Here is a 15,141-nt window from a genome sequence, read left to right on the forward strand (position 1 = left end):
AGTTATATATTGTGTAAAATTAGTACTAATGTTAATAAGCGGTATAAAACCTGTTAAGTTTGTGTAAGTAAATAATTAGAAATAACCTGAATAGTTAACAACCCGGAATTTTATCAATTTTTACAATACTTTTGAGCGATTTGTAAGACGATATTACAACGAAACTAACATTTTATTGAGCAAGTAAATATTAACATTTAAGTTTTTATATTAATACTTGATTGTCACAGAAAGCTAAAAATCAGTAAAATAAAAAATAAAAAGGCATTAATAAATGTTAGTAAAAATGTATAAACAATTTTTTTACTATAACCAGTAACGACTTTTGAACATTACTAACACCTTAATAACAATAGGTTTATTTTATATATAAAAAGAAGTTATTATTAATTGATTTGTGGAATGGATACCTTCGAAGAAATAAAAATGAATGGCTTTGTGGACGAATACATCGACCCGACACTTGACCTTTTTGCCGAGATCAATAAACTTAAAAAAGAAAAAAATGCTGTTGTGCTGGCCCACTACTACCAGGAAGGAGATATACAGGATATTGCCGATTATATTGGCGATAGCCTTGGCCTTTCTCAGCAGGCTGCAAAAACAGATGCCGATGTTATCGTTTTTGCCGGTGTGCATTTCATGGCCGAAACAGCTAAAATATTATCACCAAACAAGAAGGTTCTGCTACCGGATATGAAGGCAGGCTGCTCCCTGGCCGACAGTTGCCCGCCCCATTTGTTCAGAAAGTTTAAAGAAAACTACCCCGACCATTTGGTGATAACCTACGTGAATTGCACAGCAGAACTGAAAGCAATGAGTGATATTGTTTGTACTAGCAGTAACGCTGTGCAGATAGTAGAGAGCCTGCCTAAGGACCAGAAGATCATCTTCGGACCGGATAAAAACCTGGGTGCTTGGGTAGCTAAAAAAACAGGGCGCGACCTTGTGTTATGGAATGGTGCCTGTATGGTACACGAAATCTTCAGCCGTGAAAAAATAACCAAACTGAAGGAGCGCCACCCTAATGCTAAAATATTGGCACACCCGGAATGCGAGGAAGTGATACTGCAAATGGCAGATTACATAGGAAGCACCACCGGGATACTAAAATATGCCACTAATAGCCCCGAAACGGAATTTATTGTAGCAACAGAGGCTGGTATTATTCACCAGATGGAAAAGGAAAATCCATCTAAGAAATTTTTCCCGGCTCCACCAAATAATACCTGCGCCTGTAACGATTGCCCGCACATGAAGCGTAATACGCTGGAGAAATTATATCTGTGTATGAAAAACGGCACACCAGAAATTGATGTGCCGAAGCATATTATTGAAAAAGCTGTTTTACCGATTGAGAGGATGCTGGAGATCTCGGCAAGATTGGGGTTATAGTGGTTCACATTAAAAAAGATGATTGCACAGATTAGTTTTTTTTAAAATATGTGTAATCATCTTAAATCTGTGTAATCCAGCTTACAAATTATCCTTTTTAATTTCAACTGCGTCCTGTACCCCTTGTGGCAAAGTGCTCAGCAGGTTATAACCAGTTGCTTTTTCAATATCACGCACGGTTACGCGGTATTGTTTCCAATCGGCATTTGTGGTGTTAATGTTAGGAGTATTCACTGCAATTACCCGGGTTGTGGCAGATACACGGCTAACATCGCCATCGCCTATAGGAACGATCACAGCAATTTTCCAAACATTGCTTGGAACGGTAACGTGGCCGTTGTTAATAGTAGTGACCGCGCCATTTTTACCTGTACCACCTGTGCCGTAAGCACCCATTACAATATAAACCTCGTTCCCGGCAACAACCTGCGCACGCAGGTAATTTTCCATATTTGCCCAGGTTTGTTGGTTATTATTTGGTGCCTGCGGGATCATATTGGTCATTAAAAAAGTAGCCGAGTTGGCATTGGCAGAACTGGTACGATCTGCAGAAGGGCAATTGTGGCCCCTATCGAAACCGGAATTTTGATAGCTGTTGCTTTCTACATGGTAAAAGCTTGCGTCTAAACCGATGAAACCCGCAAAATTATCCAACCTTGGCGATGCGTTGTTAATGGTAGAGGCATCAATATGCCAACTCACCCAGTTGGGTATGCCCCTGGTGCTGCTGTAAGATTCTACGTAATACTTCTGGTCTATCAAATAATCATTCAGCATAACTACATTAGGCTGTGCACCGGATGGATTACCGAATAGCAAATTGCTGTTATCGCCACTTTCGGGCTGAATATCCGCACCTGCTGTTACGCCACGCTCCGCAGTAGCGGGGCTGGTTGTAGTTGTGGTATCGGCGCCGCTATTATCAGTACTGCCGCCAACTATAATCCCCGCATCGCCTATGCCTTTAAAAGTTATATCATCTATATTGATACGCGTGGTGGCTGTGCCAATTTTTTTGAATTGGAAACGCACCCTTTTGGTGGTATTTACAGCAAATGAATCTGTTACCAGGGTAGTATTAGTTTCATTAAAATCGGTACCCAGTTGCGTAAATGTTTTCCCGCTGTCTATCGACATTAGCAACTGCCAGCCGGAGGCTGCATCTGCGCCGTATTTACCGTGTTTAAAACTAATTTGCTGTATGCCACTGATATCAAATTTCATGGTTAGGTCTCCGGCACGCAACCTTACAGTCTTAACGCCGCTTTTAAGATCTTGTGGTAAATTGCCAATAAGAGCGTCGTTAAATGTCCAAACACCGGTGTTTAACTGTACGTCACTCTGTTTGTAATCTCCTTTACTGCCGGTTTCAAAACCTTCTACAATAGTGTAAGGTTTTGGTACAACAACTTCAATGGGAGGGGCAGGGTCTACGGTAATTCCACCGCGGTAATCCTTGGCGCAACCCGCTATAAGTAATAGCCCAAGGCTTAAATAGATAAGTAATTTTCTGTTTTTCATATATATATTATTAGATAAGCAAAAATATTACTTAAACATTAACTGTGTGTTAAATAGTTTTATGTACGGTAAATGTTACAATCAGTGCTAACACTAAGGGGATTAATTAATTATTGGTAATTTTGTGTTTTTAGAATACAATATGTTTGAGAACCAGGAACGTACCCACTTAGATGAATTAGGCGAGTTTGGCTTGATAAGCCACCTTACTAAAAATATAAAGCTTACCCAAAAAAGCACCATAAAAGGCGTTGGCGATGATGCTGCGGTGTTAGATCACGCAGGTAAAAAACTGTTGGTATCTACCGATATGCTTTTGGAAGGGATCCATTTCGATCTTGCTTATACGCCATTAAAACACCTCGGCTATAAAGCCATACAGGTAAACCTGAGTGATATTTACGCCATGAACGGTACCGCCAGCCAGGTAACGGTTTCTATAGGTATGAGCAGCAAGTTCCCGCTGGAAGCTATTGAAGAATTGTATGAAGGTATTTACCTGGCATGCGATAATTACAATGTAGACCTGGTAGGCGGCGATACTACCGCGTCAAAACAAGGCTTGGTGATCAGCGTAACCGTTTTAGGTTATGCCGATGAAAAGGATATTGTTTACCGTAACACCGCCGAAGAAGGCGACCTGATCTGCGTATCCGGCGACCTGGGTGGCGCATATACCGGCCTGCAATTGTTAGAGCGTGAGAAACTGGTCTACATAGAGAACCCAAACATCCAGCCCGATTTGGAAGGCAAGGATTATATTGTAGAACGCCAGCTAAAACCCGAAGCACGTAAGGACATCATCGACCTGCTAAAAGAACTGAATGTAAAACCAACATCTATGATTGATGTATCTGACGGCCTGGCTTCGGAGCTACTGCACATTTGCAAGCAAAGTGATAAAGGCTGTAATCTTTACGAAGAAAAGATCCCTATAGACCCGATGACCTATGAAACCGCACGCGAATTTGGCCTCGACCCAACCGTATGTGCCCTAAGCGGTGGCGAAGACTACGAACTTCTGTTCACCGTAAAACAAGCGGAGTACGATAAGATAAAATTTAAAATGGATTTCACCATCATAGGCTATATCACCGAACCAAATGCAGGGTGTAATTTGATCACCAAAAGTGGCAACGTACATCCGTTAAAAGCACAGGGGTGGAATGCGTTTGGGTCGCAAGCGTAGCCCCCCAGCCCCCTGAAGGGCGAGCTTTTGAAACGCTTAAACAAGAAAAGCAATGCCAACAGCGTTGTTTTTCTTGTTTATAGGCTAAAATTTGGCCTTGCCAAATCAAAGGGTCCTCTTCAAGGGTGAGGGGGCTTCCTCACCAATATATTTAACATCAATCTGCTTATTAGCCTTAGCGCCAAGCTTCTTAATCTTCTCTGCAGTCACAGTTAAATTTCCTCGGCCGTCGGTGAGTTTGTTGATGGCTTTTTCGTAGCTGTCCTGGCTTTGTTTAATGTTTTTGCCAATGCCTTCCATATCGCCAACAAAACCCACGAATTTATCATACATTTCGCCGCTAAGGCGGGCAATCTCCAGTACGTTGCGGTTTTGGCGTTCCTGTTTCCAGATGCTGGCGATGGTACGCAGGGTAGCCAGTAAAGTGCTCGGACTTACGATAACTACCCGTTTATCCCAGGCATCGCTAAACAGATCAGCATCCAGCTGCACCGCAAAGCTGAACGACGATTCTATCGGCACAAAAAGCAAAACAAAATCAGGTGAGTTTACCTGGTAGAGGTCGTGGTAGTTTTTAGACGACAGCCCATGTACGTGCGCGCGGATAGATTCGATATGCGCTTTGGAGAATAAACGGCGCTCTTCTTCGGTTTCGCAATTTACCAGCCGCTCATAAGCGATCAACGAGACCTTAGAATCGATTATTAAATGTTTTTCGTCCGGGAGGTCAATAATTACATCCGGCTGCAGCCTGTTGCCATCCGCGTGGTTTAGGCTGGCTTGTGTGCGGTACTCGCGCCCGTTCACCAGGCCACTCCGCTCCAAAACCTTCTCTAATATCACCTCGCCCCAGTTGCCCTGCTTCTTATTGTCGCCTTTAAGGGCCTTGGTAAGATTTGATGCTTCGGTACTGATGAGTTTGTTCAGATCCATCAATTTGGAGATCTCCCCCTTCAGTACATTCCGCTCGTCCGATTCGGCTTTGTACACCTTTTCCACTTTTTCCTCAAAAGATTTGATGTTTTCTTTTAGCGGGTTGAGGATAGTGTCTATGCTTAATTTATTTACATCCGTAAACTCCCGCGATTTCTCCTTCAATAATTTTTCGGCGATGTTTTCAAACTCCTTTTGGAAATGGCTGCGGGTTTGTTCTATATCGGCTTTTTGTTCCGCCAGTTTTTCTTGCTGGGCCTTAAAAAATGAGCGGGATGATTCTAACGATTGATTCGCCTGGGCCAGTTGGGTACGTTCGTACAATAGTTCATCCAGCAAACGGTTTTGCTCGTCTTTTAACAGCTTGGTGATATTTTCTTTTTCGGATTGCAGCCCGGCTGCCTTCTGACCGGAAATGGCTAACGAAATTTTAAACGATTCATTTTCGGTTTTTAAGGCAGCAAATTCATCCGCGGAAATAAACCCTTCTGGCCGCTTTCTAACAAAGAAAAGCACCATAGCCACTATAACAAATAAGCCCGCAACACCTAAAATAACCACGTCCATTTGATAATAATATTAGCAAAACGAATGTAGTAAATTATATATTACTAAAAAAAGATAAAAATTGGAACTACCTATTTGCAAAAATGTAGCGCGTTTTCTACAGCCGCTTTATTACCTAACGTTATAGCCTTTTTAAAATCGGGGCAGGCGGCGGCATCATTTCTTAAGGTATGGCTTATAAAGCCACGGTTGTTATAAGCGTCGCCATTTTTAGGGTCGATAGCGATTACGCGACTGTAATCGGCGATGGCGCCAGGGTAATCCTTCAGGTTTCGTTTGCAAAACGCGCGGTTAAATAAGGCTTCGGTATTATTGGAGTTGAGCGATAAGCGTTTATCAAAATCCTCAACGGCATTTTTGTAGTTAGCCGTTTTTAGGTAGTCATTTCCGCGCTTTAAATATGCCCTGCCGCTATCTTCATTACTTTTTAAATACGTGGTGTAATCGGCAATAGCGGCAGCGAACCGGCCCAAATTATCCAGAGTTATCGCCCGGTTATAATACGCCAGGATGTTCTTAGAATCCAGTCGTATGGCGGCGGCATAGTCAGCATTAGCGCCCGCATAATCTTTAATTTTCAGTTTGGCATTGCCACTATTCAGATACATATCGGCACCCGGAGGGGCTAATTTTAACGCCTGATTATAATCGCCGGCGGCCCCTTTAGCATCATTAAGCGCCGATTTTGCTTCGGCGCGCAAACTATAGGCACCAACATTATTAGCATCAATGGCAATTGCGGCATCATAGTCTGCAACAGCACCTTTACTGTCGCCGGCCTCCTTTTTTAATTGTCCGCGTTCTATGTAGGCGTTTTTATATTTAGGATCAAGCTCGATTGCCTTGTCATAATCTGCTCTGGCAGCAGTGAAGTTATTCATGCTAAAATTAGCCAGTCCCCGGCTATAATAGGCAACGGCGGTAGGTTTAATTGATATCGCCTGGTCGTAATCGGCAATGGCGCCTTCGTAATTACTTAAAACATCTTTTAACCGGCCACGATCAACATAAGCGCGGTCGAAGTTTATTTTTAAGCTCACGGCTTTATTAAGGTCTACAAGCGCTCCGTTAAAATCTTTAAGGGTTATCCTGGCATGGCCGCGCTGGTAATAATCATCTGCTTCGTTGGGAAAATCGACGATATCTTTGGTGTAAAAGTCCACAACTTTCACGGCTTCAACGCTATCAGTTGATGTGGTTTTTAATTTAGCATTTTGTGCCGAAGCGAATATGGGGATTAAAAAAAGCAACGCGAATAGCTTATTCATGACAGGATATTAGGATCACCTAAAATAGCTATTTTATCCGCCGGGTAAACAAGAAAAATCAGGGCTTTGTTTTCAGCGTATCCTTTGGTATGCTAGTAGTGCCGCTGCCATTGCCGCTGGTATCTTTTCCGCCGGTTTCGGTTGGGCTGGTTTTGTATCCGGCGCTATCTGCCGGGCCAGAGTTGCCCACGTGCGTTTGGCCCGAATCTGCAGCCGCCCCACCGGTTTGCCCGGTATTGCCTTTACAAGCCGTGAAAAACAACAGCGCCGCAGCTAACACGATAGCGAGGTAAGAAATTATTTGTTTCATCAGACGGTAATTTTTGTTGGTATACTTAAACTACAATTAGCATATTTACATGTTTAAAAATTCTTAAAATAAATCTGGCTATGAAATACGCGTTTATTCTGTTGAGCCTTATTGGCGGCTTTTTTTTAACCTCTTGTGGTAAAAAAGGAACCGCCGGCCCTGTGCCTCATAATATCAAAGTAAACGTAACCGGCACGGCGGCGTTCACGGTGACGCTGTCCGCCATTAAAGCAGATGAAACCATAACCTCGGCTATCGATACTAAAATGGTAAGCAGCGGCACATACGAGTTTACAACGGGACTGGTTGCAGGCGGCGTATTACATTTAGAGATCCAAAACTCGGGCGCGGAGAACACCGTATCGTACACCATCACCAATAATGGTGCCGCAGGCAAATCGGATTCAGGCAAAGAGCTGGGCTCGTTCAGTAAAATAACTACTGATTATACGGTTAACTAAAACCAGAATAGCGTTATCAAAATAAAATAAGGCTTATTGATATGTATAACGGTCTTATGCCTGCTTGCCGGTTGCTCCTCAAACAAGAACGAACCTTTATGGTTAGCAAGCATACCATAAAGGTTACAGCTACGGCAGCGCAGGAATATAGCACAGGTGTTTGGGTGCAGGATAACACCCTTAGGAACCGCTCAGGATGGAAAGACCTTAACCGGAACTTATGAATTTACAACAACAGCCACTGTTGGGCAAACATTGGTTTATAAGTTACAGAGCGTTAATACCACCGACCTCTCTTATACCATAGTTGACAACGGGGAAGAAAAAGTAGGCGTTCCTTTTGAGACACCTGTTATCCGGTTAACTAAACCAGCCTACTTACAATATTTCGCCAGGTTGCCTACGGCTTGTGTATTGCCGTACTCTACGCCTTTTCTAAAATCTTCGCATGCCCCCGTGGCATCCCCTAACAGGCGTTTTGCATTACCACGGTTATTAAAAGCGTCGCCGTCTTTTGGTTCCAGCGCAATATATTTGGTGTAACCCTCTATTGCGCCTTTGTAGTCGTTAAGAGATCTTTTTGCGAGGGCGAGGTTATAGTAGGCATCGGCATATTCCTTATCAATAACTATAGCCTTGTTCAGGTCCTCCACCGCGCCATTATCGTCGTCGAGGTTTAACTTTGATGTCCCTCTTTTAAAGTATCCGTCGGCCTCTTTTGGTGTAAGCGTTATGTATTTGGTGTAATCTTCAATGGCATCATTGTAATTTGCCAGCCCATCCTGCGCCAGCCCGCGATTATAGTATCCATCGGCATATTTAGGGTCGAGCGCTATGATCTTGTCTGCATCGGCAATGGCACCGGCATAATCTTTCAGGTTATATTTGGCTACGCTGCGGTTATTGTAAGCGTTTATAAAATCGGGAGAGAGCTTAATGGCGGTAGTATAATCATCAATAGCTGCCTGGTAATTTTTTGTATAGCGTTTGGTATTACCGCGGCTGTAATAAACATCCGGATCTTCGGGCGTTAGTGTGGCAACTTTGTTAAAATCGGCCATGGCTGCGGTATAATTTTTGGTGATGTTTTCTGCAATACCACGGTTATAGTAGGGGTTTGGCCCGGTAGGATTTATGGCAATGGCCTTGGCATAATCGGCCATAGCGCCCTTATAATCTTCCAGTATTTTTTTCTCCACGCCGCGTTCGTTATAGGCGTCTTCATCGTTCGGGTCGAGCGCGATGGATTTATCAAAGTCGAGTATAGCGGCTTTATGGTCATCCATGTGGGCTTTGGTAACCGCGCGTTCGTAATAAGCAATCGCGGTTGGTTTGATCAGGATGGCGGCAGAGTAATCGGCAATGGCGCCTTTGTAATCTTCCAGGTTGTCTTTAGCGCGGCCACGATCAATAAAGGCATCGTCGTATTTTGGGTTGAGGGCTATCGCTTTGTCAAAATCCTTTATGGCCTCCTGGTAATTTTTAAGTTTTGATTTGGCGATGCCGCGTTTATAATATGCTTCGGCGTCGCCGGGTTTATCGGCAATAATTTTGGTATAGTATTTAACCGAGCCAGCGTATTTAACACTATCGGTATTTTGCGCTTTTACAAATAAAGGGGCGAATAAGAGTAGTACGGCAAGTTTTTTCATTGCTTAAGAGATAGGTTTAAGCAACTAATATAAAAACATGAAATGGTTTTACGCCGCCGGAAATAAAAAAAATGCGCTTATTGCGCTTTTTCTATCCGCAGGCCAACGTCGCTTACCTCGTGCAGGGGGTTATCGCGCATGTTTTGCTCTATCTCAAGCTGATACACGCCTTTAGCAGGGAATTTGTATTGTTTACGCAAAGGCAGCTGGTAGCTGTACAGGTTTCCGCTGCCACTGCCCAGCCATTCCCCATCCGGGTTGGCCAGTGGAAACTGGTAACGGGTTTTAGCTGTTTTATTGCCGTGTTTTTGCAATAGTAGCACGTATATGTTTGAGTATCGGTATCCGCCACCAACCCTTAAGTTAAGGTATATGTTATAGGGCGCGGTTTCGTCATCTATCTTCACATCAAACTTAACCCGGTTAATGTACGCCCAGTTGTGGTTGCTTATCTCCTCATTCTGATCTAAAACAGCCGCCGCATCGGTGCAGCCCTGCACTAAAAAAAGGGTAAGGGCTGCCGATACACCTAAAATAAATTTAAACATCCGCTTCATTATTCCGGCCTTGCTGGGGGTGGGTTATTATCGTTTCGGTTCGGATTATTGGGGTTGTTAGGATTCGGCCTCGGCCTGTTTGGCCTGCGGTTTTGGTTATTGCCGCGGCTACCTTCCGGGCGATTGCCACCGTCTGGTCTTGGGCCGGCCTGCTGGCCACCTTCGCGTTTTGGCGCATTGTTTTGCTGGCGGTTACCTTCCGGGCGTGCTCCGGCTTGTGCTGGTGCCTGTCCATCGGGTCTCGGCCCTTTACTGCGGCTTTTATTCTTGCTTTTGTTTTTATTGTTGTTGCGGCGCTCATCCAAACGGGTAAGGCTATCCTGGCCAACAACGTTCTCGTAATCCAATACTTTTACTGGCTTGGTTTCCACTTCAACAATTTCGCCAAGGTCTTCCGGCAAAACGCCATCGCGGTTCATTTGCTGTATTTCTTTAACGCGGCTTATTGGCAAGGGGATCCACGCTTCTTCGCGCGGGTAAGCAAACCACATGATCTTTTTAAAGATATCGGTCTTTTGCAAACGTGCGTCGCCTTTTTCGGTCTTCAGGAAGTTTACATTATCGGGGATGTGTTTCAGCGCATCCATGTAAGTATCCAGCTCATAGTTGAGGCAGCATTTTAACTTACCGCATTGGCCGGCAAGCTTAAGGGTGTTTAGCGATAGGTTTTGGTAACGTGCAGCCGAGGTTGATACGGTTTTAAAATCGGTAAGCCAGGTGCTGCAGCAAAGTTCGCGGCCGCAGGAGCCAATACCACCTAAGCGGCTTGCTTCCTGGCGCATTCCAATCTGGCGCATCTCTATCCGGATCCGGAAACTCTCCGCCATTTTTTTGATCAGCTCGCGGAAATCTACGCGGCCCTCTGCGGTATAGTAAAACGTAGCCTTGGTTTTATCGCCCTGGTAATCTACGTCGCTTATCTTCATGCTGAGTTTTAGCTCAAGCGCCAAGGTGCGCGATTTGTGCATGGTTTCCCACTCCATATCCTTGGCCATTTTCCACTTATCTACATCGGCGGGAGTGGCCCGGCGATAGATTTTTTTTACCACATCGGCTTCTTTTACATGGCGCTTGGTCATTTGCATCCTCACCAACTCGCCGGTGATAGATACGTGGCCAATATCGTAGCCGCCGGTGGTGGTTTCAACCGCTACCAGTTCGCCCGTTTCCAGGTAAATATTGTCGTTGTTATGATAGAACTCCTTTCGCGAGCCTTTGAATTTTACTTCGACTATGCTAAAGGGCTTATAATTGTTTGGCATATCCATGTGTGACAGCCAATCGTGTACATCCAGTTTGCTGCAACCATTTGTAAGGCAACTGCCATTACTTTTGCAGCCTGCAGGTGAGCAACCGCCCCCTGTTGAGCAACTTCCGCATCCCATAATTAATTCGGTATATAATGATTCCCCGGAGGGACGATTTTTAAATTTAGTACTTTTATAATTTGCAAAGATACATCTAAAAACAAGATCTTAGGGTTAGCATTGCGTTCTATATGATAGTGAGCTTTTTCCAGCTCGTCTATAATGGTTTCCGACTGTGCGATGTTCATCACCTTGGCCATTTTACGGGCCGTATCCAGTTCCTGATCCGGTAAATGTACCATTCCTTCGGCGCCTGCCGATATTAAACAGCACTCGCGGATAAAATTAATGCCATAACGCAAAAAATTCTTTTGGTTCTCGCGGCCCATTTTTGAGGATTGATCTACAAAGCTCAGCACCTCCAGCCCTTTATTACCAAAGCATAAACGCAGCCATTGTACAAACAGGTTATGATAGCCTTTGGCATCCTGTTGTAACATGCCAAGCGCCTCGGTCATGTTGCCATTGCTTAAGTAGGCAATTTCGGCGGCCGCCGTTTCGGTTTGATTGTGCTGCGCTATGAGGTGATTTTTAACATCATCGTAATTTAAACAAGGGATTTTTATCAGCTGCGTACGCGAGAGGATGGTGTTCAGGATCTGGTCCTGGTTTTGCGCGACGAGCAAGAACAGTGTATTGGGCTGCGGCTCTTCAATCGCTTTTAGCAGGGCGTTGCCCTGTTTATCCAAATATTCAGGCAGCCATAAAATCAGAACCTTGTAAACCGATTCGAAGGGTTTAAAGCTGAGTTTTTTGATGATCTGGTGGCACTCCAGTATGTTGATATTAGCCTGTTTATTGCCCGAATCTAAGTACCCCCGCCAGGTATCTAAGCTTAAATAGGGTTTTTCGGTAAAGGCAGTGCGCCATTGCTCAATAAAATCGATAGAGGATTCTTTTGGTGTGCCGAAGGTTGGGTAAGAAAAATGCAGGTCGGGGTGCATCAGTTTCTGGTACTTGCGGCAACTGGAACATACACCGCAGGAATCGTCGGGCTGTTTATCCTCGCAGCTTAAATATTGCGCGTAAGCAACGGCCAGGGCCAGGCTTCCGCTACCTTCGGGCCCTAAAAAAAGCTGCGCATGGCTCACTCTGTTCTCATTTACAGAGGTGATCAAACGTTGCTTTATAGCGCTTTGCCCGGTAATTTGCTTAAACTGCATTGGTGCAAGGTAAAAAATAGATTTGAGATGTAAGATATGAGATTTGAGACAGGAAAGGGATTACACTATCTTTGAATAAGTTTCACTTTTTAAATTACAAACGAATGCCATATTTCACATCTCATATCTCACATCTCATATCTGCGAAGCAATGAGAGTAATGGCTTTCGACTATGGTACCAAGCGCATCGGTATTGCGGTTACCGACCCGATGCAGATCATCGCTACCGGGCTGGATACCATCCACCCCCTGAAAATTATCGACTACCTGAAAAAATACCTGCAAGCCGAGCCGGTGGAGCGCTTTATTGTTGGCGAGCCCAAGCAGATGGATAACACTCCCTCCCAATCGGCCATCCATGTAAAAGGCTTTGTGAACCTGCTGAAGAAGACCTTCCCCGAAATACCCATTGAGATGCTGGATGAGCGCTTCACCTCCAAAATGGCATCGGCTACTATCGCCCAAAGCGGGATGGGCAAAAAAGCCCGGCAGAATAAAGAACTGGTAGATACCATATCTGCGGTGATACTGTTGCAGAGTTGGATGAGTAAAAGTTTCTGAACCGTTGTCCCGCCTCGCAATGAGGTGATGGAGAGCTAATTGATAGGTCAAAAATAATTTCCCTATTTTTGCCCCATGGAAATTTTAGATCCAGCACTGCAATCCTACCTCGACGCTCACCTCGACCCCGAGACCCCCGAGCTGCAGGCCATCAACCGGGAAACGTATTTAAAAGTGCTTAAACCACACATGCTAAGCGGCCATTACCAGGGACGTGTTTTGAGTATGCTGAGCAAAATGGTGGCCCCAAAGCTTATTTTAGAGATAGGTACGTTCACCGGTTACTCCGCCATTTGTTTGGCTGAAGGATTGGTAGAAGGCGGCATTTTGCATACTATAGAAGTTAACCGCGAGTTTGAGGAAATGCTGAATTCACATTTCAAATTAACAAATGTGGATAAAAAAATAAAGCTGCATTTTGGCGCTGCTGAAGCTGTAATTGCTGATTTAGAGGAAAATAACTTTGATTTGGTGTTTATTGATGCGGATAAACGGAATAATTTTACTTATTTTGAGTTAGTAATTGACAAAGTAAGGCCCGGTGGGTTAATAATAATTGATAATGTTTTGTGGAAAGGCAAAGTATACGGCAACGAAAAAGACGCCGATACCTTAAACATCCGCAAACTAAATGAACACATAGCTGTTAACACGACGGTGGAAAAAGTAATTCTCCCCATTCGTGATGGACTATTGATCATCAGAAAAAAATAATTATGAAGAAACTCTTTACTGTTACTCTACTGTTAGTAACCGCACTTGTTGCAACAACTACAGCCGTTTCGGCACAAAGCGCTCCACAATCATACATCGAGAAGTTCAAAGATAATGCCATTCGCATTATGCATGAAACAGGCGTACCTGCAAGCATCATTTTAGGCGTTGCCATGCACGAATCTGCCAGCGGAAAGAGCAATATAGCCCAAAACCTCAATAACCAGTTTGGAGTAAAAGGCGGAGGCACTGTAGTTTATTACAAACACAATAAAAAAGTTAGGACAGCATACAAACGTTACGAATCGGTAATGGACTCCTTCCAGGATTTTGCCCGTATTATGACGGAGCGTAAGCAGTTCAGCCACCTGGCAGATAAACTTACCCAGTACGATTACACCGGCTGGGCAAAGGGCATCCAACGCAGCGGTTACTGCAGCAGCCATACCTGGGCATCGCAGGTAATGGCGATCATAAAAAAATACAAGCTTAACGATCTGGATGAAAAACCTGCTGATGCACCTGCGGCAGCCCAGTTAGCAGATAATAACCAAAAATAATTTTTCACTCTTTTATGTTTAGCCCGGTAATGCGGGCTATTGGTTATTATGCGGAAATTTTGCATCCTCTTCGCTCTCGCTATTGTTTTCAATTCCTGCTCTGCGCATAAAAGCACCATCAGCAGCAGTAAGGCCCGCAAAAACAATAAAGCCATTCAAAAACGCAACCAGGCAGCAATAGCGGCCCACCGCAATATGTCCTCGCTGGAGTATATTGAGCGTTTTAAAGCCATCGCCATACAGGAAATGAACACCTACGGCATCCCGGCCAGCATAACGCTTGCGCAGGGCTTGTTTGAATCGGGCGCGGGTAACAGCGACTTGGCCGTGGCGGCAAATAACCACTTTGGCATAAAATGCGGCAGCACCTGGAGCGGCTCGAGTTATTATAAGGACGACGATAACACCAACGATTGCTTTCGGGTATATGATAACCCCGAAGACAGCTACCGCGACCATTCCGAATTTTTAAAGAAGAAAAATTACGCCCGGCTTTTTGAGCTGGACAAGGATGATTTTAAAGGCTGGGCCTACGGTTTAAAGGCTGCCGGTTATGCTACCAACCCCAAGTACCCGCAACTGTTGCTTAATATCATCACCAAATACAACCTCGACCAATATGACCGGCCCGAAGGCGAGGTAGCCAAAATAAAACGCGAAGACCGCGTGCTGGATCAGATCAACAGCAATATTGGCCTCGCACAGCAGGATACCATTGCCAAAACATCGCCCGACGATAAAATTTACACCGTAAAGCAGGGCGATACACTATACAACATCTCTAAACGTTTTGGTATCACTGTAGACGAATTGAAAGCACTGAACAGAATGGGAGAAAATGGCATAAGGATAGGCCAAAAGCTCGTTGTGGTTAAATAGCGTGTTAAAATTTGTTAATTTCAGCCAAACCCATTCGTTAAAC

16 protein-coding genes are annotated in these 15,141 nt (G+C 44.4%); 8 read left to right on the forward strand and 8 right to left on the reverse strand.

The window, feature by feature from the left end; all coding sequences use genetic code 11:
- Positions 1-402: 402 nt before the first annotated feature.
- Positions 403-1,395 (forward strand): quinolinate synthase NadA, encoded by a 993-nt coding sequence (gene nadA / locus EPL05_RS10370; protein WP_128533894.1) that lies wholly within the window; start codon positions 403-405, stop codon positions 1,393-1,395.
- A gap of 81 nt (positions 1,396-1,476) precedes the next feature.
- On the opposite strand, the gene EPL05_RS10375 is transcribed toward nadA, so the two are convergent.
- Positions 1,477-2,916: a DNA/RNA non-specific endonuclease gene (locus EPL05_RS10375; RefSeq protein ID WP_128533895.1), complete on the reverse strand. Its 1,440-nt coding sequence runs from the start codon at positions 2,914-2,916 to the stop codon at positions 1,477-1,479.
- Between the two features lie 142 nt (positions 2,917-3,058).
- On the opposite strand from EPL05_RS10375, the gene thiL reads away from it, so the two are divergent.
- Positions 3,059-4,105, forward strand: coding sequence for a thiamine-phosphate kinase (gene thiL, locus EPL05_RS10380; RefSeq protein ID WP_128533896.1), 1,047 nt, complete (start codon positions 3,059-3,061; stop codon positions 4,103-4,105).
- Between the two features lie 105 nt (positions 4,106-4,210).
- On the opposite strand, the gene rmuC is transcribed toward thiL, so the two are convergent.
- From rmuC to EPL05_RS10395, 3 genes are all read right to left on the reverse strand, one after another.
- Positions 4,211-5,605, reverse strand: coding sequence for a DNA recombination protein RmuC (rmuC, locus tag EPL05_RS10385; protein ID WP_128533897.1), 1,395 nt, complete (start codon positions 5,603-5,605; stop codon positions 4,211-4,213).
- A 71-nt stretch (positions 5,606-5,676) separates the two neighbouring features.
- Positions 5,677-6,873 (reverse strand): tetratricopeptide repeat protein, encoded by a 1,197-nt coding sequence (locus tag EPL05_RS10390; RefSeq protein ID WP_128533898.1) that lies wholly within the window; start codon positions 6,871-6,873, stop codon positions 5,677-5,679.
- Positions 6,874-6,931: 58 nt separating this feature from the next.
- Entirely contained in the window at positions 6,932-7,183 is a 252-nt protein-coding gene (locus EPL05_RS10395) for a hypothetical protein (RefSeq protein ID WP_128533899.1), read from the reverse strand.
- Between the two features lie 80 nt (positions 7,184-7,263).
- Here EPL05_RS10395 and EPL05_RS10400 point away from each other — a divergent pair, with 80 nt between their 5' ends.
- Entirely contained in the window at positions 7,264-7,644 is a 381-nt protein-coding gene (locus EPL05_RS10400) for a hypothetical protein (protein ID WP_128533900.1), read from the forward strand.
- A gap of 98 nt (positions 7,645-7,742) precedes the next feature.
- Positions 7,743-7,868 (forward strand): hypothetical protein, encoded by a 126-nt coding sequence (locus tag EPL05_RS24485; protein ID WP_262708175.1) that lies wholly within the window; start codon positions 7,743-7,745, stop codon positions 7,866-7,868.
- A 150-nt stretch (positions 7,869-8,018) separates the two neighbouring features.
- Here the strand turns inward: EPL05_RS24485 and EPL05_RS10405 are convergent, their stop codons facing one another.
- The 4 genes from EPL05_RS10405 to EPL05_RS10420 form a co-directional block, all read right to left on the reverse strand.
- Positions 8,019-9,296, reverse strand: a complete 1,278-nt coding sequence (locus EPL05_RS10405) for a tetratricopeptide repeat protein (RefSeq protein WP_128533901.1) — start codon at positions 9,294-9,296, stop codon at positions 8,019-8,021.
- Between the two features lie 77 nt (positions 9,297-9,373).
- Positions 9,374-9,844: a gliding motility lipoprotein GldH gene (locus EPL05_RS10410; protein WP_243837269.1), complete on the reverse strand. Its 471-nt coding sequence runs from the start codon at positions 9,842-9,844 to the stop codon at positions 9,374-9,376.
- 8 nt (positions 9,845-9,852) lie between these two features.
- A complete protein-coding gene (gene ricT / locus EPL05_RS10415; protein WP_128533903.1) occupies positions 9,853-11,238 on the reverse strand; it encodes a regulatory iron-sulfur-containing complex subunit RicT in 1,386 nt (461 codons plus the stop codon).
- Positions 11,239-11,240: 2 nt separating this feature from the next.
- Positions 11,241-12,383, reverse strand: a complete 1,143-nt coding sequence (locus EPL05_RS10420; protein ID WP_128533904.1) for a DNA polymerase III subunit — start codon at positions 12,381-12,383, stop codon at positions 11,241-11,243.
- Positions 12,384-12,534: 151 nt separating this feature from the next.
- Between EPL05_RS10420 and ruvX the strand changes: the two genes are divergently transcribed.
- The 4 genes from ruvX to EPL05_RS10440 all read left to right on the forward strand — a co-directional run bounded on the left by ruvX (position 12,535) and on the right by EPL05_RS10440 (position 15,098).
- Positions 12,535-12,945, forward strand: a complete 411-nt coding sequence (gene ruvX / locus EPL05_RS10425) for a Holliday junction resolvase RuvX (protein WP_128533905.1) — start codon at positions 12,535-12,537, stop codon at positions 12,943-12,945.
- A gap of 75 nt (positions 12,946-13,020) precedes the next feature.
- Positions 13,021-13,659 carry an O-methyltransferase gene (locus EPL05_RS10430; protein WP_128533906.1) on the forward strand — a complete coding sequence of 213 codons (639 nt, stop codon included), beginning with the start codon at positions 13,021-13,023 and terminating at the stop codon, positions 13,657-13,659.
- 2 nt (positions 13,660-13,661) lie between these two features.
- Positions 13,662-14,219 (forward strand): glucosaminidase domain-containing protein, encoded by a 558-nt coding sequence (locus EPL05_RS10435; protein WP_128533907.1) that lies wholly within the window; start codon positions 13,662-13,664, stop codon positions 14,217-14,219.
- 48 nt (positions 14,220-14,267) lie between these two features.
- Positions 14,268-15,098 (forward strand): glucosaminidase domain-containing protein, encoded by an 831-nt coding sequence (locus EPL05_RS10440; RefSeq protein ID WP_128533908.1) that lies wholly within the window; start codon positions 14,268-14,270, stop codon positions 15,096-15,098.
- Positions 15,099-15,141 lie beyond the last annotated feature (43 nt).

Source organism: Mucilaginibacter gilvus, assembly GCF_004054195.1.
In the GTDB taxonomy this organism is placed as follows: domain Bacteria; phylum Bacteroidota; class Bacteroidia; order Sphingobacteriales; family Sphingobacteriaceae; genus Mucilaginibacter; species Mucilaginibacter gilvus.